23 protein-coding genes are annotated in these 22,900 nt (G+C 66.9%); 8 read left to right on the top strand and 15 right to left on the bottom strand.

Going from position 1 to position 22,900, the window contains the following annotated elements; all coding sequences use genetic code 11:
- The first annotated feature begins 16 nt into the window (after nucleotides 1-16).
- From acpS to ruvX, 5 genes are read left to right on the top strand one after another with little or no spacing between them, the layout of a single operon-like run.
- Nucleotides 17-427, top strand: coding sequence for a holo-ACP synthase (acpS, locus tag AB4Z00_RS15005; RefSeq protein ID WP_134093816.1), 411 nt, complete (start codon nucleotides 17-19; stop codon nucleotides 425-427).
- 19 nt (nucleotides 428-446) lie between these two features.
- Nucleotides 447-1,415 carry a signal peptidase I gene (gene lepB, locus AB4Z00_RS15010; protein WP_442046430.1) on the top strand — a complete coding sequence of 323 codons (969 nt, stop codon included), beginning with the start codon at nucleotides 447-449 and terminating at the stop codon, nucleotides 1,413-1,415.
- Nucleotides 1,415-2,512, top strand: coding sequence for an AI-2E family transporter (locus tag AB4Z00_RS15015; protein WP_132268046.1), 1,098 nt, complete (start codon nucleotides 1,415-1,417; stop codon nucleotides 2,510-2,512). The genes lepB and AB4Z00_RS15015 overlap by 1 nt, the downstream gene beginning before the upstream one ends.
- 32 nt (nucleotides 2,513-2,544) lie before the next feature.
- On the top strand, nucleotides 2,545-3,660 hold the full coding sequence (locus AB4Z00_RS15020) for a DUF3089 domain-containing protein (protein WP_314468308.1): 1,116 nt from the start codon (nucleotides 2,545-2,547) through the stop codon (nucleotides 3,658-3,660).
- Nucleotides 3,642-4,127, top strand: coding sequence for a Holliday junction resolvase RuvX (ruvX, locus tag AB4Z00_RS15025; protein ID WP_134093813.1), 486 nt, complete (start codon nucleotides 3,642-3,644; stop codon nucleotides 4,125-4,127). The genes AB4Z00_RS15020 and ruvX overlap by 19 nt, the downstream gene beginning before the upstream one ends.
- A gap of 84 nt (nucleotides 4,128-4,211) precedes the next feature.
- Here ruvX and AB4Z00_RS15030 read toward each other — a convergent pair whose 3' ends face one another.
- From AB4Z00_RS15030 to argH, 7 genes are all read right to left on the bottom strand, one after another.
- Complete coding sequence (locus AB4Z00_RS15030) at nucleotides 4,212-5,108, bottom strand: transposase (protein ID WP_442046431.1); 897 nt, start codon at nucleotides 5,106-5,108, stop codon at nucleotides 4,212-4,214.
- A complete protein-coding gene (locus AB4Z00_RS15035) occupies nucleotides 5,108-6,112 on the bottom strand; it encodes a hypothetical protein (RefSeq protein WP_442046432.1) in 1,005 nt (334 codons plus the stop codon). The genes AB4Z00_RS15030 and AB4Z00_RS15035 overlap by 1 nt, the downstream gene beginning before the upstream one ends.
- 6 nt (nucleotides 6,113-6,118) lie before the next feature.
- Nucleotides 6,119-6,316: a hypothetical protein gene (locus AB4Z00_RS15040; protein ID WP_442046433.1), complete on the bottom strand. Its 198-nt coding sequence runs from the start codon at nucleotides 6,314-6,316 to the stop codon at nucleotides 6,119-6,121.
- Nucleotides 6,317-6,481: 165 nt separating this feature from the next.
- Nucleotides 6,482-7,285 carry an NAD(P)-dependent oxidoreductase gene (locus tag AB4Z00_RS15045; RefSeq protein ID WP_442046434.1) on the bottom strand — a complete coding sequence of 268 codons (804 nt, stop codon included), beginning with the start codon at nucleotides 7,283-7,285 and terminating at the stop codon, nucleotides 6,482-6,484.
- A gap of 81 nt (nucleotides 7,286-7,366) precedes the next feature.
- The gene (lysA, locus tag AB4Z00_RS15050; protein WP_442046435.1) at nucleotides 7,367-8,626 is read right to left on the bottom strand and encodes a diaminopimelate decarboxylase; all 1,260 of its coding nucleotides are present in this window, start codon (nucleotides 8,624-8,626) and stop codon (nucleotides 7,367-7,369) included.
- Between the two features lie 71 nt (nucleotides 8,627-8,697).
- Nucleotides 8,698-8,937: a hypothetical protein gene (locus tag AB4Z00_RS15055; RefSeq protein WP_132268031.1), complete on the bottom strand. Its 240-nt coding sequence runs from the start codon at nucleotides 8,935-8,937 to the stop codon at nucleotides 8,698-8,700.
- 5 nt (nucleotides 8,938-8,942) lie between these two features.
- Nucleotides 8,943-10,316, bottom strand: coding sequence for an argininosuccinate lyase (gene argH / locus AB4Z00_RS15060; RefSeq protein ID WP_132268714.1), 1,374 nt, complete (start codon nucleotides 10,314-10,316; stop codon nucleotides 8,943-8,945).
- 19 nt (nucleotides 10,317-10,335) lie between these two features.
- On the opposite strand from argH, the gene AB4Z00_RS15065 reads away from it, so the two are divergent.
- On the top strand, nucleotides 10,336-10,926 hold the full coding sequence (locus tag AB4Z00_RS15065; RefSeq protein ID WP_132268029.1) for a TlpA family protein disulfide reductase: 591 nt from the start codon (nucleotides 10,336-10,338) through the stop codon (nucleotides 10,924-10,926).
- A gap of 68 nt (nucleotides 10,927-10,994) precedes the next feature.
- Here AB4Z00_RS15065 and AB4Z00_RS15070 read toward each other — a convergent pair whose 3' ends face one another.
- The 5 genes from AB4Z00_RS15070 to AB4Z00_RS15090 all read right to left on the bottom strand — a co-directional run bounded on the left by AB4Z00_RS15070 (nucleotide 10,995) and on the right by AB4Z00_RS15090 (nucleotide 16,620).
- The gene (locus AB4Z00_RS15070) at nucleotides 10,995-11,903 is read right to left on the bottom strand and encodes a glyoxalase (RefSeq protein WP_442046518.1); all 909 of its coding nucleotides are present in this window, start codon (nucleotides 11,901-11,903) and stop codon (nucleotides 10,995-10,997) included.
- Between the two features lie 19 nt (nucleotides 11,904-11,922).
- On the bottom strand, nucleotides 11,923-13,281 hold the full coding sequence (locus AB4Z00_RS15075; RefSeq protein ID WP_442046436.1) for an aromatic ring-hydroxylating oxygenase subunit alpha: 1,359 nt from the start codon (nucleotides 13,279-13,281) through the stop codon (nucleotides 11,923-11,925).
- A gap of 88 nt (nucleotides 13,282-13,369) precedes the next feature.
- Nucleotides 13,370-14,602 (bottom strand): MFS transporter, encoded by a 1,233-nt coding sequence (locus AB4Z00_RS15080; protein WP_442046437.1) that lies wholly within the window; start codon nucleotides 14,600-14,602, stop codon nucleotides 13,370-13,372.
- A complete protein-coding gene (locus AB4Z00_RS15085) occupies nucleotides 14,595-15,008 on the bottom strand; it encodes an EthD domain-containing protein (protein ID WP_134093806.1) in 414 nt (137 codons plus the stop codon). The genes AB4Z00_RS15080 and AB4Z00_RS15085 overlap by 8 nt, the downstream gene beginning before the upstream one ends.
- Nucleotide 15,009: 1 nt before the next feature.
- Nucleotides 15,010-16,620 (bottom strand): SMP-30/gluconolactonase/LRE family protein, encoded by a 1,611-nt coding sequence (locus AB4Z00_RS15090; RefSeq protein ID WP_442046438.1) that lies wholly within the window; start codon nucleotides 16,618-16,620, stop codon nucleotides 15,010-15,012.
- Between the two features lie 237 nt (nucleotides 16,621-16,857).
- Here AB4Z00_RS15090 and AB4Z00_RS15095 point away from each other — a divergent pair, with 237 nt between their 5' ends.
- Nucleotides 16,858-17,814, top strand: coding sequence for an SDR family NAD(P)-dependent oxidoreductase (locus tag AB4Z00_RS15095; protein WP_442046439.1), 957 nt, complete (start codon nucleotides 16,858-16,860; stop codon nucleotides 17,812-17,814).
- Nucleotides 17,815-17,915: 101 nt separating this feature from the next.
- The gene (locus AB4Z00_RS15100) at nucleotides 17,916-19,802 is read left to right on the top strand and encodes a flavin-containing monooxygenase (RefSeq protein ID WP_442046440.1); all 1,887 of its coding nucleotides are present in this window, start codon (nucleotides 17,916-17,918) and stop codon (nucleotides 19,800-19,802) included.
- 59 nt (nucleotides 19,803-19,861) lie between these two features.
- Here the strand turns inward: AB4Z00_RS15100 and AB4Z00_RS15105 are convergent, their stop codons facing one another.
- The 3 genes from AB4Z00_RS15105 to AB4Z00_RS15115 are packed head-to-tail and all read right to left on the bottom strand — an operon-like array spanning nucleotide 19,862 to nucleotide 22,801.
- On the bottom strand, nucleotides 19,862-20,644 hold the full coding sequence (locus AB4Z00_RS15105; RefSeq protein WP_442046441.1) for an enoyl-CoA hydratase/isomerase family protein: 783 nt from the start codon (nucleotides 20,642-20,644) through the stop codon (nucleotides 19,862-19,864).
- A gap of 1 nt (nucleotide 20,645) precedes the next feature.
- The gene (locus AB4Z00_RS15110) at nucleotides 20,646-21,917 is read right to left on the bottom strand and encodes an acetyl-CoA hydrolase/transferase family protein (RefSeq protein ID WP_442046442.1); all 1,272 of its coding nucleotides are present in this window, start codon (nucleotides 21,915-21,917) and stop codon (nucleotides 20,646-20,648) included.
- A complete protein-coding gene (locus tag AB4Z00_RS15115) occupies nucleotides 21,914-22,801 on the bottom strand; it encodes an HpcH/HpaI aldolase/citrate lyase family protein (protein ID WP_442046443.1) in 888 nt (295 codons plus the stop codon). Before AB4Z00_RS15115 ends, AB4Z00_RS15110 begins: the two co-directional genes overlap by 4 nt.
- Nucleotides 22,802-22,900: the final 99 nt, after the last annotated feature.

The raw sequence follows: 22,900 nt of genomic DNA on the forward strand, positions 1-22,900 counted from the left end.
AAAGGACCGGAATTTCATGATTATCGGCCTCGGCTCCGACCTCTGCAACATCGAGCGGATCCAGAACTCACTCGACCGATTCGGCGAACGTTTCCTCCAGCGCGTCTTCACCGATGTGGAGCGTGCCAAGGCGGCGCGCCGTCCCCACACCGTTGCCGGCACGCTGGCCAAGCGCTTCGCCGCCAAGGAAGCCTTCTCCAAGGCCGTTGGCACTGGCTTCAAGGCGGGCGTGTTCATGAAGGACATCGGCGTCGTCAACGCCCCTTCGGGCGCGCCGACGCTGGCGCTGACCGGCGGCGCGAAACTGCGGCTGGACAGCCTGACTCCGGCCGGACACGAGGCCGTGGTTCACCTCACGCTCACGGACGATCATCCATGGGCACAGGCCTTCGTGGTCATCGAAGCACGCCCCCTCCCCCAATCCTGACGGCGAGTATCCCCGGGACATGATCCAACAGCCCAAGCCGACCGTGAACCCGGCGCCCCTTCAGGCCCCGCCGGTCGCGGAGAAGGTCAATTGGTTCCAGGAGCTGCGCGGCCTCGTGCTCATGCTGCTGGGCGTGCTGGCATTCCATTCCTTCATCGCCAAGCCGTTCTACATCCCTTCGATCTCGATGATGCCCGGGCTCTTGGTGGGCGACCGGCTGGTCGTTTCCAAATATCCCTATGGCTGGAACTGGTCCTCGATCAGCTTCCACCTGCTGCCGCGCAGCACCTGGCGCCTGCTGGGCCGGACGCCGGAATACGGGGACATCGTCATCGTCGTGCCCGGCAACCGCAAGGCCGACCTGATCAAGCGCGTGGTCGCCCTGCCCGGAGACCGCATCGCCGTGATCGACGGCCGCATCCGCCTCAACGGCCGCTTCGTGCCGCGTGAAATGGTGCCGCCCGTCCGCATCGCCGCCGACGATTCGCTGACCTGCGAGGGCGATGCCGAGCCCGGCCATTGCTACGAGGGCTTCGAACAGTTCCGCACCCGCCTGCCCAGTGGCCGAAGCGTCTACGAAATGYCGACCTACCGTGAAACATTGCCCAACGGCGCCAGTTATCAGGTGATCGACTATCTGAACCAGGAACTGGACAATTACGGGGAGGTCAGGGTGCCTGAAGGTCACGTCTTCCTGATGGGCGACGATCGCGACCGTTCGGCCGACAGCCGGGCGCCGTTCGAAACCGACATGTTCGGCCAGCCCGGCGGCGGCCTCGGCGGTCCCGTGCCGCTGTCCGACGTGGGCGGACGGGCCGAATTCATCACATTCTCTCTCGACGGCACACAGAGCTGGAACCCGCTGACCTGGTGGAGCGCGCTGCGCCCCGGCCGCGCCTTCACCAGCCTGCGTCCGCCCGTGGATCCCTCCAAGACCTGGCCGTCCGGCGCCGACCAGCCGCGCATGGCCTCCGGAGCCGCGAACTGATGGCGACGGGGCCGGAACGGGAGGCAGGAGCCGATCTTGCCGAGCGTGCCGGTCCGACCGACATTTCCGATCCGCTGATCCGCACCGAAGCCCGCAAGGCCTTCGTGTGGATCGGGATGGCGGCGCTTCTGGCGCTCACCGTATTCCTGGCGCAATCGCTGCTCGTCATCTTCGGCGGCATCGTCTTCGGCGCCCTCATCGACGGCGGCGCCCGCCTGATCGGCAAAGTGCTGAAGATCCCGCGCGGACTGCGCGTGGGCATGGTTCTGCTCCTGGCCCTGCTGTTCCTGCTCTGGGTCGGGCGCTTTGCCGGCAGTCAGATCGCCATGCAGGCGGCCGAGCTGCCCGCAACGATCGAAAGCCAGTTCCGCCACGGCCTCACCTGGCTTCACGCCCATGGCATCCAGCCGCGCATCACCGAACTGCGCGGCATGGCGCAAGAGGCGCTTGGCGGGATCGGGCAAGTGACGCGCGTGGTCGGCGGGCTGATCGGGGTGGTCACGACCCTGTTCCTGATCCTGGTGCTGGGCATCTACTTTGCCCTGGAACCCCGGCTCTACCAGCGCGGCGTCGGCTGGATGCTGCCCATAGACAGGCGCGATCATTTCGAAACGACGGTGGAGATGATGGGCCAGGCCCTGCGCCGCCTTATGTTCGGCCGTCTGATCGGCATGACCGTGGAAGGCCTGTTCACCTGGGCGATGCTGCAATTCTACGGCGTGCCGATGGCGGTCCTGCTTGGGCTCATCACCGGCATGCTCGCCTTCCTGCCCAACATCGGTGCGCCGATTTCCGGCATGATCATGATATTGGTCGGCTTCTCGGGCGGGTACGAGATGGGGCTCTACACCATCGTCGTCTACTTGCTGATCCACCTGATCGACGGTTACCTGATCGTGCCGATGATCGCCCGCAAGACCGTGGACCTGCCGCCCGCGCTGGTCTTGGCGACCCAGCTCATCATGGGCGTCCTGTTCGGCCTGCTCGGGCTGGCACTGGCCGATCCGCTGGTGGCGATGATCAAGATCTGGCTCGAACGGGAGGCGGATCGCAACGGCGGGGGCAAGACTGCCGCCGGCCTGGAGGCTTCGGCTTGACCCGCCGCCACGCTCGGGCGAGATCCTGAACCATGGCCCGCAAGTTCCTCTACGTCATCGCCATTCTCGTCATCCTCGCCATCGGCCTGCTTGCGGCCATGCGGCTCTGGTCGGAAGACCTGACCGAAATTGCCTTCGTGCCCACGGTGGATTACGCCCCCAAGGATACCCTCGGGCCGGAAGCCTGGCGCGATTCGAAGATGTGGATCGCCCGGCCCGACATGAAGGACGATCCCGCGCGCTGGCTGCCGCCGGGCGTGGAGAAGCCGGCCAGCCCCCTGCCGGTCGCGGTGTTCTTCGTGCACCCCACCAGCCTCGTCGTGCGCAGCGCCTGGAACGGCGATCTCGCGGATGACTTCTCGCAGGGCCGCGCAGAACTTTTCGTCAAAGGCATGGCGAGCCCCTTCAATCGCGCCGAGATCTGGGCGCCGCGCTACCGCCAGGCGGCCATCGGCGCCTTCCTTACCGCCGCGCCCCAGGCCAACCGCGCCATCGACCTGGCCTATTCCGACGTGCTCGCCGCCTTCGACCAGTTCGTGAAGAGCGTACCTGCGGGCCGCCCGATCGTCGTGGCCGGACATAGCCAGGGTGCCTTCCTGCTGCGCCGCGTGCTGCGCGACCGGGCAGCCGGGAAGCCGCTCGGCAAGCGCATCGTCGCCGCCTACGTGATCGGCTGGCCGGTCTCGCTGGCGCATGACCTGCCCCGGATGGGCCTGCCCGCGTGCCTCCGCTCCGACCAGACCGGCTGCGTGATAAGCTGGCTTTCGGTGGCCGATCCCGCCGAGACGCAGATGCTGACAAACGCCTACGCCCGTCGCACCGGCCTCGACGGGCAGAGCGTGGCCGCCAGCCCGTTCCTCTGCACCAATCCGCTGACCGGCACCGAAGGCGGAAGCGCGGATGCTGCCGCCAATCTCGGCACGCTGGTGCCCGATTTCCGCACCGGGACCGGCACTCTGGCCAAGGCGACCGTCCCGGCCAGCTGCGGATCCGACCATTTTCTCCACATCGGACCGCCGCCGGCGCTGGATCTGGGGCCTTACGTGCTTCCCGGAAACAACTACCACCTCTATGACGTGACGCTGTTCTGGGCGAACCTTCGCGCGGATTTCGAAGGACGCGTCGCGGCATGGCAGAAGGCACATTGATCACCACCAACGCGCTGGACTACCGCGCCGCGCTGGCGGAAAACCGGGGCGCGCTGATGGGCCTCGACCTGGGCACCCAGACCATCGGCACGGCCTTCTGCGATGCCGGCTGGCGCATCGCCTCCCCCGGCAAGACGCTGAAGCGCAGCAAGTTCGGCGCGGACAAGGCGCTGATGGAGGAACTGATCCGCGAACGCGGCATCAAGGGGATCGTCATCGGCCTGCCGCTCAACATGGACGGCTCCGAAGGCCCCCGCGCGCAATCGAGCCGCGCCTATGCCCGCAATCTCTCGGTGGTGGGCCTGCCGATCCTGCTCTGGGACGAGCGCTGGTCCACCACCAGCGCCGAGCGCGGCCTGATCGACCAGGACATGAGCCGCGCCAAGCGCGCCACGCGGATCGATTCCGCGGCCGCCGCGGTGATCCTGCAAGGCGCCGTCGACGCCCTGGTCGGCGGGATGTTCTGACAAGGCCGCCATTCCGGAACGTCGGCGCCTGAAGACTGCCGGCGCTAGGGCGGCGCCTGCCGACGGTCCGCGACAGGCGCCGCCCTAGCCGTCGTCTCCCCGCCGCCGCAGCGCCTCGGCGGCAACCAGGCGGCTTCCGCAGCCTTCCGCCTCTCGCCAGACGGCGTCGCGCGCCTCGGCGCCCGCGGCTGCGCTAGCCAGCGCTTCCCAAGCAGCCAAGCGCATGCGGTCGCTGGGATGGGACTGGCCGAACCGGCTCGCAAGATCCTGCGCCTCCCCGCCGCCGAGCGCGACGGCGATCCGCAGGAAGCTCTCGCTCGGCCCATGGCCGTGGAGCCGCGTGACGGTGCCGCGCGCCGCATCGAAATCGTAGCTGTCCATCCAGCCTTGCACGGCCTGCGTATGCACGAGGTTCAGCGCCACCGACAGCGAGGCCGGGGGATGCTGGACATGGACGTCGCGGTGCGCGCGGTAATGGACCATGCTGCCCGGTGCCAGCACGAACCGGCCGGCCGGGCGCAGCGCCACCGGCTCGCCTTCGTATCCCACCACCGCCCCGTAGTCGTATTCGAACTCGTCCGCCGCGTAGCCCGGCCCGAAATAGCCCAGCGCCAGCATGTCGAAGTTGTGGTCGTGCGCCTGACCGTAGCCTAGCGCCTCGGGACCGCTGGCGCGGTAGAGCGCGTCCTGCTCGGCCGGCCAGATGCGGGCGTTGAGGAAGAAATTGCCCTGGCCCGGCGTCACCAGCATGATCGAATGCGCGCCGATCCCTTCCAGCGCGTCCGCCCCGTCCGGCACAGGCGCGAGACCGGAGATCAGGTCGATCAGCATGTCGCCCAGGAACGTCCGGTCATTGCCGAGCCGCTGCAACCAGTTCGCCGCGTGGGACAGGCTCACGTCGTCGCGCGGATCGAACCCCCAGCTCGACAGTGCATCGACGAACTCCGCGAGCGAGGCGCTCGTCGGGTCGCGCATGGTCATCATCCGCGCCATTGCGCCACTTTCTCCAGCTCCGGCCATTGGGCGACCAAAGTGCGGTGCAAGTCGCGCGCGGGCCCGGACAAGGCCGGATCATCGCTTGACGCAACCGTTCTCAGGAGCACCAGCCCGGCGCGGGTATCGAGCGCCAGGATCGCCCGCAGCGCCTGCCAGCGCAGGGCGGCGGGGCCTTGGCCATGGACCAGGCGCGAGAGCGCCGGAACCGCGTCCTGCCGCCCGAGCGCCGCCAGAGCGGCCATGGCCATGTCCATTCGGCTATATTCCGCCGTCAGCGCCGCTTGCGACCGCAAGTCGCCGTCTCCCAGCGCCACCTCGCGCACGGGATCGTGGAGCGAAGTGAGCCGTTGCAGCCGCAAGACCACGAGGCTGCCTGAAACCTCGCGCAATTGCAGGGCCTGCCGCGCGCCATGCCGGTGGAACGTCATGCCGGGCACCAGATCGAGCGCTGCGGTGCGCAAGGCGGCGCTTTCCGGTTCGCGCGTGGTGAGGTCGCCCCGCCCGCTTCCCGCCAGCACGCGGAACCACGTCTCGACAGGCGCGAATTCCGCTGTCCTGGGCGCGGGCTGCCGCGCCAGCGCCGCACCGTCGAACACCGCGAGCCCCAGCGTGGCAGTGCCCGAATGGGCCAGGAGCAGCGTATCGGCCGCCTGCCTGTGCGCATGGCGAAACGGCATCTGGCCAAGCGGATGGGCCGCCAGCGCCGCCAATCCCCGGCGCATCAGCCCACTCACCAGCTCGCGTGCAGGATCGGAGGGCGTATCGGGGGCCGGATCGGGGGCAGCATCGCCGACTTTCGCGAAGAGTGCTGCCAGCCCAGCGCAGGAATCGAGAGGTTCCTTCCGCCCGAACCTGTCGAGAGCGGCCAGCACCGACGCGGCCTCCGGCGCAGTCCGCCACGCCGCGATCGTCCGGGCGAGCGTCCGTTGGCCCTGTTCCCAAGCGGCAGCGTCGCGCGAAAGCGCCTTCAGGTCGTCATGCACCTGCATCCCGGTTCACGTTCCCGGATGCAGTTCGTAAAGGCAGGGAAGCAGCTGGGCGCGGTTGTCGTCCAGGCTTTGCAGGCGGGGTCGGTCCGTCAACGCGCCGTGCAGCGCGGTGGGACGATCGCAGTCGGAAAAACTGGCGAGATCGGGAAGGCTGGCAAAGTCGATCTGCGGCAATTTGATAGTCGTCACATCGGATATTTGCAAAACCGGTTCCTTCGGCCATTCCTGCGCCGCAGTAGTCTCAAGTCACACTGGGCAAAGTCTGCCGCACACCGCGCCTTTGAATGAGTTAATTCCTTGAAATTGTAAACTTGTTTTTAACCGCGCAAATTGTTCGACACTATTGTTGAACAAGAGCTATCACCGCGATCAATCCCGGTTCGCGGCGGGGAAGCGGAGGGATACGACCAGTCCGCGATGCATTTCGAAAGATTGCTCGTCGGCCCCGGTCAACTGCCGGGCGGCGTCGGCGCGCGCGCGGTCTAGAATGGCCAGGGGCACTTCCGCCTCGTGCACGATCAGATCGGCCGAACCGAGCAAGCGCGCTTCCCGCAAGGTCAGGTCTTCGGGATCGGCGCTGCGCAGGGTGATTTCCACCGGTGCGCGCGGCGCCTGCGGGGCATGGGCCAGCCACTCGGCCACCCGCTCCGCGCCCGCGTCCTCCAGAGGGTCCAGCGCGCCGCCCTGCCCCAGCGCCGCATCCAGCGCCCGCCGGCGCTCCCCTGCGTCGGGAAAGCGTGCGCGCAGCGCCGGACGCGCCGCCAGCAAGGCGCTGGCCAGAACGCCCAGCGACTGCGGCAACAGCGCCTCAAGCCGCAGGCGCAGCTGCTTGGCCAGCCCCGCGGAAGCCCCGCCCGTGCCGATCGCCAGCAGCACCGGCGTGCGGTCGAGAATCGAGGGGACGGTGAAATCGCAGAGCGCGGGGCGATCCGGGGCGTTGACCAGCATCCCGGCCGCGCGCGCGCGCGCGACATCGGCCTGGGCGGCTGTCTCGTCCTCCTGGGCGATGAAGGCGATGCGGGCGCCCGCCGCCATGCCCTCGGCCAGGTCCCGAACCACCCGGCCGCCCGCGCGCTCCACCAGGCGCCGCTTGGCATCGGCCGCCTCGCCATCCCCGGTGACCACGACCGGACGCCCCGAAAGGCGATGAAACAGGGGCAGGCTTTCGATCATGGAAACAGGGCCTCGAAACGAAAAGGAACGGCAAGCCGTGCCGTTCCTATCCGTTCGATCGGCGCTTGTCGAAGCCGGCGCTCAGGCGAGCCAGTCGGGCACGGTTTCGGCCGCCAGGATCGTCTTCGGCTCGATGCGGGCCGCCACCACCGCCCACTTTTCGCCATCCACCATGACTTCCGGCACCAGCGCGCGGCTGTTGTAGGTGTTCGCCATCGTCGCGCCATAAGCACCGGCCGTGCGGAAGATCGCCAGATCGCCCGCGGCGACTTCGTCGATTTCGCGGCCCATGGCGAAGGTGTCCGAGCTTTCGCAGATCGGACCGACGATGTTCGCGGTCATCGTGGCGCCGTTGGGCTTCACGGCCGCAAAGTCGTGCCAGGCGTCGTACATGGCCGGGCGGGCAAGGTCGTYCATCGCCGCATCGACGACGACGAAGGGGTTCACCACGCCCTCCTTCACGCGCACCACTTCGGTGACGAGCACGCCGGAATTGCCGGTAATCACGCGGCCCGGTTCGAACATCAGGGTAACGCCCCAGTCCTTCGCCACCGAGGCGACCATCGCGCCGTAGTCCTGCGGGGTCGGCAGCGAATCGCTGGCCTTGTAAGGCACGCCAAGGCCGCCGCCGAGATCCATGTGAGTCACCGAATGACCTTCGGCGCGAATCGCCTCCATCAGCTCGCCCATCTTGAGGAAGGCGAGGCGCGAGGGTTCGAGGTCTGAAATCTGGCTGCCGATGTGGACGGCAAGGCCCTTCATCTCCAGCCCGGGCAGCGCCGAGAGACGGGCGTAGATCCCGCCAGCGCGGTCGTAGGCGACGCCGAACTTGTTGTCCGCCTTGCCGGTGGAGATCTTCGCATGGGTGCGGGCGTCCACGTCGGGATTGACGCGAAGCGCGCAAGCGGCGCGCAAGCCGAGTTCAGCGGCGATTTCCGCCAGTTCGACGCCCTCTTCCTCGCTTTCGAGGTTGAACTGGCCGATCCCTGCCTTGACGGCCGCGGTCAGTTCGCGGCGGGTCTTGCCGACGCCCGAGAAGACGATGTCACCGGCCGGGATACCGGCGGCCAGCGCGCGGTTCATCTCGCCTTCCGAGACGACATCGGCACCGTAGCCCTCGCTCGCCAGCAAGCGCAGCACGGCAAGGTTGGGGTTGGACTTCACGGCAAAGGCGATGTGGACGCTGGGCAATTCGGCCAGCGCCTCGCGGAACACGCGGGCGTGGCGGCTCAGGGTCGCGCGGGAATAGACGTAGACGGGCGTGCCGACTTCGCGGGCGATGACGGCCAGCGGCACGTCTTCGGCGAAAAGCTCGCCGTTGGTCAGGGCAAAATGGTCCATGGATGTCTCGGTATCTGGAAGGCCTGATCGGCCTGGAAGTGTATCCGGCCTAACGCGATTTGGCCTGAAAACTATTCAGGCGGCGGGAGATCGAAGGGATCGTCGTCCCGTGGTTCCGAGCGGGTGCGCAGTTCGACGCTGCGTTCGGGGATCGCCAGCGTCGGCGTCTGGAGCAGCTCGGCGCTGCCCGGTTTCTGCTCGCGGCCGTAAGGCGCGGGCGGAAGCTGCTGCCCCGGTTTCAATGCCAGCGCCGCCCTCTGGCCGCAGGCCGAGAGCGCGAGAAGCAGGATCAGGGCGGCAGTCTTGCGCATCAGGCTTACTCCAGACCGAGCGCGAGCCGGGCTTCGGCCACGCGCAGGCGTACTTGCTCAGGCGCGGTGCCGCCGTGCGACCGACGCGCGGCGACCGATGCCTCGACCGAGAGCGCCTTGAATACGCGCTCGTCGATGCGGCTGTCGATGGCCTTGAGGTCTTCCAGCGGCAATTGATCGAGCGCGACGCCGCGCTGCTCGGCCAGCTTCACCGCAGAACCGGTGATGTGGTGCGCCTCGCGGAAGGGAATGTTGCCTTCGCGCACCAGCCAGTCGGCCAGATCGGTGGCGGTGGCGAAGCCCAGTTCGGCCGCGCCGCGCATGCGATCGGTGCGGAAGCGGGTTTCGGCGACCATGCCGGTCATCGCCGCGATCGACAGCGCCAACAGGCTGGCGGCCTCGAACACCGGCGGCTTGTCGTCCTGCATGTCCTTCGAATAGGCCAGCGGCAGGCCCTTCATCGTGATCATCAGGCTGGTGAGGCAGCCGACGATCCGGCCCGAATGGCCGCGCACCAGTTCAGCCGCGTCGGGGTTCTTCTTCTGCGGCATGATCGAGCTGCCGGTGGACAGCGAATCGGGCAGCGCCACGAAGCCGAAGGGCTGGCTGGCCCAGATGATGAATTCTTCCGCCAGCCGCGAAAGGTGCAGCGAGCACTGCGCGGCGGCCATCAGGTAGTCGAGCGCGAAGTCGCGGTCCGACACCGAATCGAGGCTGTTGTCGGTCGGCGCATCGAAACCGAGCGCCTGCGCCGTCATTTTGCGATCGATCGGGAAGCCGGTGCCGGCCAGCGCCGCCGCGCCCAGCGGGCTGCGGTTCATGCGCTTGCGGGCGTCCGCGAACCGCGAACGGTCGCGGCCGATCATCTCGTAATAGGCCATCAGGTGATGGCCCAGCGTCACCGGCTGCGCGGTCTGGAGATGGGTGAAGCCGGGCATGATCGAATCGGCATGCTCGCCGGCGCGGGAAACGAGCGCCTTCTGCAGCGCTTCAAGGCCGGCGTCGGCCTGATCGACGGCATCGCGCACCCAGAGACGAAAATCGGTTGCGACCTGATCGTTGCGCGAACGCGCGGTGTGCAGACGGCCGGCGACGGGGCCGATCAGTTCGGCAAGGCGGCCCTCAGTGGTCATGTGAATGTCCTCAAGGTCCCAGTTTTCCGGGACTCCCGAGACCTCGTACTCGGCCGCGACCTGGTCCAGGCCGTCGCGAATGGTGATCGCGTCCTCGCCAGAAACGACCCCGCAGGCACCCAGCATAGCGACGTGCGCCTTGCTGGCCGCGATATCCTGTCTCCACAGCGCCTTGTCGAAGGGGATCGAGGCATTTATCTCGCGCATGATCGCAGACGGTCCACCTTCGAACCGTCCACCCCACATCTGGTTGGAGCTTCCACCCTTGCTGTCTTCGAAATCGCTCAAGTCGCTCGTCCTGTGTTCCATCGCGGGGGCCGGCGCCCTCCTGGCCGCGGGCTGCGATAGGCAAAGCAAGAAGGACGCGCAACAAGAGGCTTCGCAAAGCCCCGCACCGACGGCCCAGCCCGCCGCGACCGGCAAGGTCGACCGTTCGCACAAGGGCGATCCGCTGCCCGACGTGACGCTGGTCGACAACACCGGCGAGAGCCTCGATCTCATGTCGCTCAAGGGCAAGCCGCTGCTGATCAATCTCTGGGCCACCTGGTGCGCGCCCTGCATCGCCGAGATGCCCACCCTGGAGGCCCTGGCCAAGGATCCCAACGGACGCGTGCAGATCCTGCCGATCTCCGAGGACACCGGCGATACCTACAAGGTCGTGGAGATCCTTCGCCGCCGCAAGCTCGACAACATCCAGCCCTGGGTCGACGAGAACGGCGACCTGGGCTTCCAGTACGGCGGCAACCTGCCGGTCACCGTCCTGTTCGACAGCCAGGGCCGCGAAGTCTGGCGCTATACCGGCGGCAACGACTGGTCCTCGCCGGAAGCCGCCAAGCTGCTGGCGGAAGCGAAGTAATCCTTAAGGGGGCAGGGGCCTGGCGCCTCTCCCCCGAAGGCATTCGCCATACATGCCGGACTGCCCGTTCAGCCGGGAACCGTGGTTCGATGGAGCCGCGATCCCGGCACGGGGTAGCCCTGCGGCGTCGTTTCGGTCAGCCAGATCAACCGCCCCTGCGCCGCTTCGGGGGCGATGGCGAAGCGGTCCGCGACTCGGCCGATCAGCGGCAGGCCCCTGCCGCGAAGATATTGCGCCGCGCGGCCGGCATCGCGAACCTTGAAGACGAGGTGGAAGATGCCCTTCACCTCGCGCGCGTGGACGGCAACGGCATCGCCCTCTTCTCTACCCTCCAGCGCTTCCAGCACGGTGTCGGCCATCACGAAGGCCGCGCAGGCGGCCTCCGGCAGGGCGCGGGTGCCGAGTTCGGGCCAGTCAAGTTTCCCGTGGAACAATTCGCGCGCCTCTGCCAACGACGGCGCGGAAATGCCGATGGCCTGAAGGCCCTCGATGCCCAGCGGATCCTCGCAGTCCGGGCGCCAGGCCGAATCGCGGCGCGGATCGCCCGGCATGTCCTGCTTCACGATTTCCAGCCGCAGACCCATCGCCTGCCCGCGCGGGACGAGGAAGTAGAACGCTTCCATGCCGGGATCGTAGTGCCGCTTGAACCCGCGCTGGCCGAACCAGGCGTCGGCCAAGTCCAGATCGCCGGCCTTGAGGGCAATGCCGATCCAGCGATTCGGTGCCGCCGAGCGGCGCAGCATGTCGCCCAGCGGATTGCCCTCCTGCGCACCGCAACCGGCGGGAGCGATCGGGATCACCATGGTGTCGCCGATCATGAGCAGACTTTCCTCGCGGTCGAGCCCCAGCTTCTCGGTCTCGGGCGTAATCAGGATCTCGTGCGCGGTTCGCGCGCCGAACACTTCGCGAAAGAAGGCATCGCACGCCGGGCGCGCGGCGTTGTCGGCCAGCGCCCAGCTGACATGCACCAGGGGCATCGGATCCAAGGCAGAGACCTCAGTAGGTTTCGGGCGCGCCCGAGCCCATGAACCGGGCGAGGTTCATGTGCAACGACGCTACCGAGCGCTCCATGTAGGGATTGGGCTGGGCGCCCCGGAAGCCGACGTTCTTCATGCCCTGCTGGACCGCCGCCATATTGGCGAAGTCCTGCTGGAGCACCGGCGGCCAGTCTGCGGGAGCGGTATATTCCCACTCCGTCTCCGGCGCCTCACCCTCGGGCCAGAGTTCGTAGACGGCGGCTTCGAAAATGCACTTGTCCGGATCGGTGCCGTAAGGCCGCGCCTGATAGCAGAGCATGTTGTTGACCGCGTGGCCGATCTGGAAGTTCGGGAAGATCTGCCAGGCCGTGCCCGCCTGCGCGGTGTGCTGCGGGTCGACTTGCGCCCAGACCACGCCGCGTTCCGCATCTTCCTTGCGCGCGGTGCCGATCCAGTAGGCCGAGACTTCCGCCGCCGGGGTGCCCTCGGGCAGTTCGTCCTTCAGGCGATTGGCCACCCCGACCAGCGTCATCGTCGTGTTGGTATTGGCGTTGGCCCAGGTGAAGTTCTGCATGTCCGCCGTGGTCAGGCGCGGATCCTCACCGGCGCCGAGGCGCAGCTTGCCCGAGTCTTCCTCCTGCCCCTTCGGCGCGTCATAGCCGATGTTCGAATGGAGGCCCTGGTTGCGGGCCCAGCCGCGAAACTGGCCGAATTCCATGAATTCCGGGTGCGTGGTGGAGACGTGGTAAGTCTCGCAAAAGGCCTCCATCGCGACCTTCCAGTTGCACTCGAACACCACCCACTTGCGCCAGCGCGGACGCATGTTCTGGAGGCCGTAGGGATCGAGCATGCCCGCCGCCGGGTGCAGATAGTCCGCCAGCGGCATGGCGTCGGGGTCCAGATTGATCCAGATCCAGCCGCCCCAGGTATCGACCTTGACGACACCCAGGTCGGCCTTGCCGGCACAGAGATGGCCCTGCCAGTCCTCCGGATGCTCCAGATAGGTGTTCGCGCCGTCCAAGGCGAAGGTCCAGCCGTGATAGCCGCAGATGAAGCTGCGACGTGTGCCGCGCGCATTGCGTTTTCCGGCCGGGGTATCGACCAGCTTGCGGCCGCGATGGGGGCAGACGTTGTGGAAAGCGTGAATCTCGGTTTCGGAGGCGCGGACCACGATCACCGAATCGTCGATGATGTCGAACGTGATGAAATCGCCCACTTCCGGAATGTCTTCCAGCCGCCCGGCCTGGAGCCAGACCTTGCGCCAGAGCTTGTCGCGTTCCGCCCTGGCGTATTCCGGGGAGATGTAGGCTTCCGCCGGGACGCGGACCGGGACGGTCAGATCCTCGGGAGCCTGTACGATCTTGCCCTGCTCACCCATTGCTCTCTTCCCAATTTCGTATCGCGCCGATTTGCGGCCGTTATCCCATTATTCGCACGCGAGGCCAATCGCTGAGGCGCTACATCGGTTACCCCGGCGCAAATTTGAGGCGGCCGCGCGGCAGTGAGCCGATCGCGAGGCTGCTGGCCGCCATCGTGGCAATCGCCAGATAGAGGAACATTTCGTAGCTGCCCGTCCGGTCGTGAATCAGCGCGGCGACCAGCGGGCCGACCGCCGTGCCGATCGACAGCGCCGCCAGCACGCCGCCGTAGAGCCCGCCGAAGTTCCTGAGGCCGAAATGCCGTGTGATCAGGTAGACCACCACATCGATCTCCGCCCCCAAAGTCAGCCCGATCAGCCCCGAGGCGAGCGCCAGCGCGGCGAGCGACGTGCCCGATCCCAGCAGCAGCAGGCAGCCCATCACCGGCAGCATGAACACCGCCGCGCCGACCAGCGAGGCCGGAAATCGGTCCAGCAGCACGCCCGTCCCCAGCCGCCCGGCGAGCGAGAACCAACCAACGAACGAGGCGATCGCCGCCGCCGTCATCGGGTCCGCGCCGCGATCGCCGAGGATCGAGACGAAGTGGACGACGATGGCGATGATCGTGAACGTAAACAGCAGGCTCGCCATGAAAAGCCGGTGGTAGACGCTGGAGCGAAGCCCCTCGCCCAGCGAAACGCCAGGCAGGTCGCGCTTGGCCGGGGCGGGTTCCTTGCGCCGACCCCGGTCATGCGCGCCGCGAAAGAACAGGAAGATCACCGGCGCCGCAATCACGAACCACAGTCCGCCGTGCACCGCGAAAGCCAGCCGCCAACCGAAGGTCTTGATCGCCCAGGTGCCCATGATCGGGAACAGCCCCGCCGCGATCGAGGCGCCACAGAGCGTTACCGCCAGCGCCATCCCCCGCGAAAGCTCGAACCGGGACGCCACCGCGCTCGTCCAGACCGAGGCCTGCACCGGCAGCGAGACCATCGCGATCAGCCCCCAGAGCAAGTACCATTGCGACAGGCTGGCCCCGGTCGTGCCGAGCAGCGCGAAGGCCAGAGTCAGCAGCACGATGCCGGTCACCCCGAACCGGCGCGGGCCGAAGCGATCGACCGCAAGGCCGATGAACACGCCGCCGATGGCTTGCACGAGAGTCGCGATGGTGAGGCCGAAGGTCACTTCGGTCCGGCTCCAGCCCATGGCTTCGGCCACCGGGCCGATATAGGGGCCAATGCCGTAGATATGGATCACGCTGGTGGCGTAGCCGAGGCCCGCCGCCACCGGCACCAGCCCGAACTGCCGCCATTCCTGCCGGGCAGAGGCTGGTTCAGTCACCGTAGCGCAGCTCAACTTGCGTCGCTTCGCCATTTGGACCCATCGGCGAATCGTATTCGATGCAGGTGCAGACCGGGTTGGCGTGGCTGGCGAACAGCTTTTCCTCATCCGCCTTGGTCATCGGCAGGCGCGCGGGATCGCTGATGATCGCCTGCGAGCGTTCGAAGTCGGCGCGGCTGTTCCACCAGATTTCCATCACGCAGTCGAAGCCCGGATCGTGGACTTCGCCGGTGATCGGGTTCTTCTCCGGCACCAGATAGCGCCGCACATACCGCACCGCACCGGGGATCGCCGGCTGCGCGCCCATCTTCTTGGACAGTTGCGAGTGCTGGTTCTCGTAGTAGTCCATGAACTCGTCCATGGTCATATCCGGGCGTTTCCGGAAAAAGCAGATTTGCTTGAGCATGTTACGCTCTCCTGAGTGCGAGAACGGTACCTTCGAGGTCACCGCAGATCCAGACCGTGCCGTCCGGCCCCACGTCGAGCCCGGTCATGTTGCCCATCGGCCCGCACATGTCGCCCACGCCGCCCAGCGGCTTGGGATCGGTGCCCTCGGGCGCGCCGACCGGCAGGCCAGCCGCGATCACTTCGCGCGCGCCGCCGGACAAGTCGCACTGGATCGCTTCGCGGCGCTTCACGTCGAGCACGGTCACGGTGCCATTGCGGATCGCGAGACCTTCGGGGCGGACGAGATCGTCCAGCACCGTCTCGGTACGCCCGCCGACCAGCTTCACCACCCGGCCCGCGCCGCTTTCGGCCACGTAGACGGTGCCGTCCCCGGCCACCGCCACGCCCTTGGGCCGGTCCAGCCCGGAGGCTAGTTCCTCTACTTTTCCATTGTGCACCGAGTGGACCTTGCCGGTGCCATATTCCGCGAAGACCACCGCGCCGGAGGGAGCCAGCGCCACGCCCATCAGCTGGTCGTAACCGCTCGCCAAAACCTCACTGGAAGGTCCGGCAGGATGGAACTTGGCGACTTCGCCGTTGGCCGTTGTGACGATCATGGTCCCCGCGCCCGCCGCCGCGACGCCGCGCGAGTAACCGGGGAAGCTGGGGCTGAACAGCATGCCTTCCAGCTTCACCGCCTCCCCCGCGCGGAGCGAGAACACGAAGCCGCCATCGGCGATCCACAGCACGCCGTCCTCACCCATGGCGACGTCCAGCGGCCATTGCAGGCCCTTCTCGATCAGCGGCTTCACCAGACCGCCTGCCGCCTTGGGCGTGGTGATCTCGTGAATCGAACCGAGGATGTGCGAGATGAATAGGCGGTCGCCCACGAAGGTGCAGTTGTCGAGGCCCGCGCCGATATCGGCCAGCACCGTCTTCGCGCCGGTGCGCGGGTCGATGCGCAGCACCTGCCCGCTGGCGACCTGGGTGGAGACGATCATCCCTTCGCTGTCGAACTTCACCGAATCCGGCACGCCAAGGTCGCCGCAGACCACTTCAGGCTCGCCACTGCCGTCGAGGTCAATGCGCCAGATCGCGTTGGCGCCCATCACCGGGATGTAGAGTTTGCCGTCTGGGCCGACTTCGAAGGCGTTCGGCATCGGCACGTCGCCCGCGATCACACGCGGCGCACCGCCGTGGCGGTCCAGTTCGAGGATCTGCGACCCCATGTGGCAGCCCGCCGCGATCAGGCGCCCTTGCGAATAAGTGATCGGGTTGGCCACCGGCAGGTCGCCGCAGACCACGGCGCTGGTGCCGTCCGGCCGCAGCATGGTGACGCGGCCCTCGGTAATCTCGGTGGCGTAGAGGTTGCCTGCCTCGTCGAAGGCAAGGTCGTCCGGCGCAGTGATCGCGCCGCCCATCGGGCTGATGATCTCCACCGCGCCGGTACCGGGATCGACCGCGCTGATCTGGCTGCCGCCCACTTGCGCCACATAGATGCGCCCGTCCGGACCGGTGCGCAGGCCGTTGGCGCTGTAAAGGCGCGTGGGCGGGGTCAGCCGGTGCAGCATCCAGCCTTCGGAGGGGCGGGCGACCACGCTGCCATGGTTGCGTCCTGCGGGTTCGAGCATCGCGAAATGTCCTCTCGTCCGGCGCTCTTGCGGCCGTTCTTTTCCTCCCGAGCCTATCCAGCGTGTCGGGGGCAGGCAACGTGAGGACCGGGACGAAGACCTTGCCGCGACGCACTATCGCCCCGGCGACGTTCACAGGGCTTTGTTCGATTGCCCCCGCTCGCCCCGTGCGCATATTCGACCGTCAGACGGAAAAGAGACTGCCCGGCCGAGAACGGGCAAGCCGGAGAGCTTACCATGGAAGAGATGCGCTTTGCACCCTTGCGCTTTGCCCCGTTGCGCTTTGAGGGCCGGGTGGCCGTGATTACCGGGGCCGGCCGCGGACTGGGACGGGCTTATGCCCTGCTGCTGGCCGAACGCGGCGCCAAAGTGGTGGTCAACGATCTCGGCGGCGCGATCCGGGGCGATCTCGATGCGCCGGGCGCGGATGTCGGCGTCGCCCAGCAGGTGGTGGATGAGATCGTGGCGGCCGGCGGCGAGGCGATCGCCAACACCGATTCCGTTTCCACCCCCGAAGGCGGCAAGGCGATCATCCAGGCCGCGCTCGACCAATGGGGCCGGATCGACGTGCTGGTCCACAACGCCGGCAACGTCCGCTACGGATCGATCCGCGATCTTTCCGGTGCCGACCTCCATTCCGTGCTCGACGTCCATCTGCTGGGCGCGTTCCATGTGGTGCAGGCCGCATTCGGGCCGATGTGCGACGCGGGATATGGCCGCATCGTGCTGACCAGCTCGGTCGGCGGGCTCTACGGCAATCTCAACTGCGTGAACTACGGCATGTCGAAGTCGGCCATGCTGGGCCTGAACAATATCGCCGCGCTGGAGGGCGAGGCGCACGACGTGAAGTGCAACGTCATCGTGCCCGGCGCGGTGACGCGCATGGCCGAAGGCATCGACATCTCGCAATATCCGCCGATGGAGCCCGAACTGGTCGCTCCGGTGGTCGGCTGGCTGGCACATGAGAGCTGCCCCGTCACCGGCGAAATGTTCGCCTCGATGGCGGGCCGCGTGGCGCGGATGTTCGTGGCGGAAACGCGCGGGGTCTATCGCCCGGAATGGACCATCGAGGATGTCGCCGCGGCTTCGGACGCGTTTCATGACAAGGCCGAAGTGCTCGATTTCGGCCTGCACGGGCACGTCGATCATATCGGCTATTCGTTCAGGATGGCCACGGCCAGTGCGAATGCCTGACACGCTTAATGAACAACAGTGTTGACAACTAGCACTGCAATTCGCAACTCTGGAATCAAAGGGCGGCCTAAGCAGAGTCGCCGCGAAGAGGATGCCACGCGATGGAAATGACCTGCCTCAAGTCCGACGTGCCTTCGCCCGAGGAACTCGATATCCCGGCGCTCAAGGCCAAGTATCTTCAGGAGCGCGACAAGCGCCTGCGCCGTGAGGGCGGCGAGCAGTACGTGCGGCCGACCGACGACTTTTCGGACAACTATGCCCACGATCCGTTCACCCCGGTGGCGGAGCGTGAGGCGCTGGTCGAGGATATCGACGTTGCCATCCTGGGCGCCGGTTTCTCGGGCATCCTGGCCGGCTATCACCTGCACAAGCAGGGCGTTTCCAACGTCCGCAACATCGACCATGCGGGCGGATTCGGCGGCGTCTGGTACTGGAACCGCTATCCCGGCGTGCAGTGCGACAACGACGCCTACTGCTACCTGCCGCTGCTGGAAGAAACGGGCTTCATGCCCAGCAAGAAGTTCTCCGACGGCTGGGAAATCCAGCAGTATTGCCAGGACATGGCCGAGCGCTTCGACCTAGCCGACAAGGCGCTGTTCCACACCCTGGTCACCGGCATCCGCTGGGATGAGAGCATCAAGCGCTGGCATGTGACCACCAATCGCGGCGACGACATCCGCGCGCGCTTCGTGGTGATGGCGGGCGGCGTGATGAACATGCCCAAGCTGCCCGGCATCCCCGGCATTCACGATTTCAAGGGCAAGATGTTCCACACCAGCCGGTGGGAGCATGACTATACCGGCGGTTCGTGGACCGCGCCGGAACTGGAAAAGCTGCGCGACAAGCGCGTTGCCATCATCGGAACCGGGGCTACCTCGGTCCAGGCGGTGCCGCACCTCGCCAAGTATGCCAAGCACCTCTACGTGCTGCAGCGCACGCCTTCGAACATCGACGAGCGGCCCAATCCGCCGACGAATCCCGAATGGGCCGCCTCGCTCCAGCCCGGCTGGCAGCAGGAGCGCATGGCCAACTTCCACCGCGCCGCGCAGCAGTTCTTCATCCCCGGTGAACCTGACCTGATCTGCGATATCTGGACCGAGATCAGCCGTAACCTTGCCATCGAACTGGGCGAAGAGGGCTGGCCCGCGCTGGAACCGCTGGAATTCATGGACCGCCGCGAAGTGGTGGACTTCCAAGTGATGGAACGCCTGCGCCGCCGCGTGGATTCGATCGTTGAGGACAAGGACACGGCGGAAAAGCTGAAGCCGTACTTCCGCTTCATGTGCAAGCGGCCGCTGTCCAACAACGATTATTACCCCGCGTTCAACCAGCCCAACGTCACGCTGATCGACGTTTCCGCGACACAGGGCGTGGAGCGGATGACCGAGAAGGGCTTCATCGCCGACGGTGTCGAGCACGAAGTCGATCTGGTGATCTTCGCCAGCGGCTTCGAGGTGACCAGCGACCTCAAGCGCCGCTGGGGCATCGACACCGTGGAAGGACGCGGCGGCAAGTCGATCTACGACCACTGGACCAATGGCGCGAGCACGTTCCACGGCGTGATCACCAACGAGTTCCCGGCGATGTTCTACATGGGCTACATCCAGGGCGCGACGAACTCGTCCACCACCGAGCAGTTCGGGCGCCAGGCGGAGCACATCGCCTTCATGATCGGCGAGACCCAGCGCCGGGGCGCCAGCACGGTTTCCGCCACCACGGAAGGCGTCGAAGGCTACTGCGCGCACTGCAAGGAAAACGAAGTCGACATGTCCGGCTTCCAGAACGATTGCACGCCCAGCTACTTCAACAACGAGGGCGACAAGGAGCTGAAGTGGGCGCTGTTCCGCGGATATCTGCCCGGCTGGGACGCCTTCCGCGACATGCTGGGCGACTGGCGCAAGGGCGACGGGCATCCTGGCGTGAAGTTCGAGGACGCTTCACCCGACGAGGCGAGAGCAACCGCGGAAAGCCTGGTGGAAGAGCGCTGAGGCGTCACACGGCGGTACATACCTCTCCCCGGCATCCTGGCCGGGAGAGGTAAGTCCGCCTAGCGCCCCTTCCACTCCGGCTTGCGCTTCTCGGCAAAGGCGCGCGGGCCTTCCTGCGCGTCGCCGCTGTTGTAGGTAAGCTCATGCGCAGCCCGCGCCGCCTGTAGCGCGGCGGAGCGGCCCATCTCGGTCGAGAGCATCACGGTTTCGCGCGCGGCTTTTACCGATAGGGGCGCGCCTTCCAGCACTTCCAGCGCCAGTTCGATCGCCGCGTCCAACACCGCACCGGGCTCGGCAAGGCGGTTGACGAGGCCGATCTCGTAAGCGCGCTGGGCGGTGATCGGCTTTCCGGTGAGCATGATCTCCATCATGATCCGCTGCGGGATCATGTGAATCAGCGGCGAGGCCCAGGGGCTGCCGCGCCCGACTTTCACCTCCGTAATCGCGAACTTCGCATGGGTGCTGGCGACGCAGAGATCGCAGGCCTGCGCGATCATCCAGCCGCCGGCGAAGGCATGGCCGTTGACCGCAGCGATGGTGGGCTTGGTCAGTTCGATGGTGTCGTAAGGCAGCGCGTAGAGATCACGCGGCGGCACGGCCATGCCGGTTTCCACCATCTCCTTGAGATCGCCGCCGGCGCAAAAGGCCTTGTCGCCGCTGCCGGTGAGAATGGCGATGCGGGCGGAGGCGTCGGCCTCGAATGTCGCCCATGCCTCACGCAGTCCCTCGCGCACTTCGCGGCTCAGGCAATTGCGCTGTTCAGGGCGGTTGATGGTGATGACCGCGATGCCGTCGTCATGGGCATCGTAGAGGACAGCCCGACTTTCTTGCGAACTCGACACTTCAGAAGCCCCTTTTTTCGATCTCATGGGCGGTGCGCGACAGGTCTTCGCGGAAGTCGGGATGGGCGATGGCGACCAGCCGCTTCGCGCGTTCGGCCAGCGACTGGCCCTTGAGCCGCGCCGCGCCGTATTCGGTGACGATCACGTCCACCTCGGTCCGCGCAGTGGTAACCGGGCCAGAGAGTGCGGTCACGATCTTGGAGAGGCTGCCGCCCTTGGCGGTCGAGGCCAGCACCATCAGCGAAGCCCCGCCCGGCGAGCGCGCGCCGGCGCGCACGAAATCGACCTGCCCTCCGGTGCCGCCCAGATAGCTGGCACCGGACTGTTCGGCATTGACCTGGCCGGTGAGGTCCACTTCCAGCGCCGAATTGATCGTGACGAGGCGGGATAACCGCGAAAGCGTGCCCGCGTCGTGGGTGTAGCTGGTGGGCGTCATGCGGATCGCCGGATTGTTCGCGGCCCAGTCGTAGAGCCGCCGCGTGCCGATCAGCGCGCCATTGACGGAGACGCCGCGGTCGATCTCCTTGCGGGCATTGGTCAGCACGCCGGCTTCGGCCAGATCGACCAGACCGTCGCCCAGCATGCCGGAATGGACGCCCAGGTCCTTGCGGTCGTGCAGCAGGCGCAGGATCGCGTCGGGCACCGCGCCGACGCCGGTTTGCAGCACGGCGCCGTCGCCGATGAATTCGGCGCAGTGGCGGGCGATGGCCTCGTCGGTCGGGCCGATCTTCGCCGGGGCCACTTCCACCGGCGCGCGGCTGACGTGGACGGCCACGTCGATCAACGCGCCGGGTATCGTCTCGCCGGGAACGTAAGGCACTTGCTCGTTGACTTCAGCGATCACGACGCGCGCCTTGTCGACCGCCGCGCGCACGTAGTCGGAGATCAACCCGCAGCTGTGGTTGCCTTGCGCATCGGCCGGGCTGACCTGAATCATCGCCACGTCGCAGGGCATGATGCCCGCTTCGATCAGGCAGGCGACCTGGCTGACGTGGACGGGGATGACGTCCAGCGCATTGGCCTTGGTCATGCTGCGCAGCGCGCCGATCGCGCCCATGCTGGATAGGCGGAAGGACCGCGCGCTTTCGGGCGTGAACAGGCCGGAGAAGCTGGTGGCGATGAAGGCGTGGAGGCCGCCGATGGCTTCTCCCTGCTCGATCAAGGCTTCCACCAAAGTAGTCGGCTCGCCGCAGGCCTGACCGAAGACCACACGGTCGCCCGGTTTCAAGAACCGGGAGAGATCGAGTTCGGATGCGGCGAGCTTGATGGTCACAGCTTGCCGGCCTGCCGCAGCAGACGTTCGGCACGGGCGAGGTACGGACGGTCGAGCATGCCGCCCTTCCAACCGATGGCGCCGACGCCGGGGTTGGCGGCGAACACGTCGACGATCTCCTGCGCTTCGGCGATTTCAGCCTCGGTGGGGGTGAAGGCTTCGTTGATCACCGGGATTTGCGCCGGGTGGATCGCCATCATCCCGCGATAGCCGTCGCGGCGCACCTTTTCGGCGCGGGCCTTGAGCGCGTCGAGGTCCTTGAAGTCGGCGCTGATCGTCTCGATCGCAGTCACGCCCGCCGTCGCTGCGCCCAGCACGGTCAAGCTGCGCGCCAGTTCGTAGGTGAAGGAGTACGAGCCGTCCGCATTCTTGTTGGACGAAGCGCCGATGGAGTCGGCCAAGTCTTCCGCGCCCCAGGTCAATGCCACCACGCGCGGGGCGCCTTTGTAGTCGCCGGTGTGGAACATCGCTTCGGCGGTCTCGGTGATCAGCACGATCACCGGGGTCGATCCCTGCTCGATGCCGTTCGCCACTTCCAGCGCTTCGAGGTAGCGGTCCAGCGTCTCCACGTCCTGCCGGCCATAGACCTTGGGCAGCATGATCCCGCCGGGACGCGCGGGCATGATTGCCACAAGGTCGTCCAGCGTGTGCGGGCCGTCGAGCGGGTTGATCCGCACCCAGAGGCGGCCGCGCTGATCGGGGTTGGCGGCAATGAAGTCATGCACCATCGGGCGCGCGGCGGCCTTGGAATCCGGCGCGACGGCGTCTTCCAGGTCGATCAGGACGATGTCGGCCTCGCCCTCCATCGCCTTGGTCATCTTCTTCTCGCTGTCGCCCGGCGCGAAAAGCCAGGAGCGGGCGGCGATTGCTTCGTGCTTGGGCATGTTCTCTCCAGTCGTCATCCCAGCGGAAGCCGGGATCGCGGGCAGCCAGGCCCCGCGCTTCCGATTACGGCCCCAGCTTTCGCCGGGATGACGGGCTTT

This window comes from Novosphingobium sp. YAF33, from assembly GCF_052113265.1.
Lineage (GTDB): Bacteria > Pseudomonadota > Alphaproteobacteria > Sphingomonadales > Sphingomonadaceae > Novosphingobium.

Excerpts from the sequence above, each read along its gene's own strand:
- AB4Z00_RS15085 (WP_134093806.1), bottom strand. The coding sequence starts at position 15,008 with ATGCTCAAGCAAATCTGCTTTTTCCGGAAACGCCCGGATATGACCATG.
- argH (WP_132268714.1), bottom strand. The coding sequence starts at position 10,316 with ATGTGGGGTGGACGGTTCGAAGGTGGACCGTCTGCGATCATGCGCGAG.
- AB4Z00_RS15045 (WP_442046434.1), bottom strand. The coding sequence starts at position 7,285 with ATGATCGAAAGCCTGCCCCTGTTTCATCGCCTTTCGGGGCGTCCGGTC.
- AB4Z00_RS15095 (WP_442046439.1), top strand. The coding sequence starts at position 16,858 with ATGGAAGAGATGCGCTTTGCACCCTTGCGCTTTGCCCCGTTGCGCTTT.
- AB4Z00_RS15015 (WP_132268046.1), top strand. The coding sequence starts at position 1,415 with ATGGCGACGGGGCCGGAACGGGAGGCAGGAGCCGATCTTGCCGAGCGT.
- AB4Z00_RS15035 (WP_442046432.1), bottom strand. The coding sequence starts at position 6,112 with ATGCAGGTGCATGACGACCTGAAGGCGCTTTCGCGCGACGCTGCCGCT.
- AB4Z00_RS15075 (WP_442046436.1), bottom strand. The coding sequence starts at position 13,281 with ATGGGTGAGCAGGGCAAGATCGTACAGGCTCCCGAGGATCTGACCGTC.
- acpS (WP_134093816.1), top strand. The coding sequence starts at position 17 with ATGATTATCGGCCTCGGCTCCGACCTCTGCAACATCGAGCGGATCCAG.
- AB4Z00_RS15100 (WP_442046440.1), top strand. The coding sequence starts at position 17,916 with ATGGAAATGACCTGCCTCAAGTCCGACGTGCCTTCGCCCGAGGAACTC.
- AB4Z00_RS15070 (WP_442046518.1), bottom strand. The coding sequence starts at position 11,903 with ATGCCCCTGGTGCATGTCAGCTGGGCGCTGGCCGACAACGCCGCGCGC.
- AB4Z00_RS15030 (WP_442046431.1), bottom strand. The coding sequence starts at position 5,108 with ATGACCATGCGCGACCCGACGAGCGCCTCGCTCGCGGAGTTCGTCGAT.
- AB4Z00_RS15090 (WP_442046438.1), bottom strand. The coding sequence starts at position 16,620 with ATGCTCGAACCCGCAGGACGCAACCATGGCAGCGTGGTCGCCCGCCCC.
- AB4Z00_RS15115 (WP_442046443.1), bottom strand. The coding sequence starts at position 22,801 with ATGCCCAAGCACGAAGCAATCGCCGCCCGCTCCTGGCTTTTCGCGCCG.
- ruvX (WP_134093813.1), top strand. The coding sequence starts at position 3,642 with ATGGCAGAAGGCACATTGATCACCACCAACGCGCTGGACTACCGCGCC.
- AB4Z00_RS15055 (WP_132268031.1), bottom strand. The coding sequence starts at position 8,937 with ATGCGCAAGACTGCCGCCCTGATCCTGCTTCTCGCGCTCTCGGCCTGC.
- AB4Z00_RS15020 (WP_314468308.1), top strand. The coding sequence starts at position 2,545 with ATGGCCCGCAAGTTCCTCTACGTCATCGCCATTCTCGTCATCCTCGCC.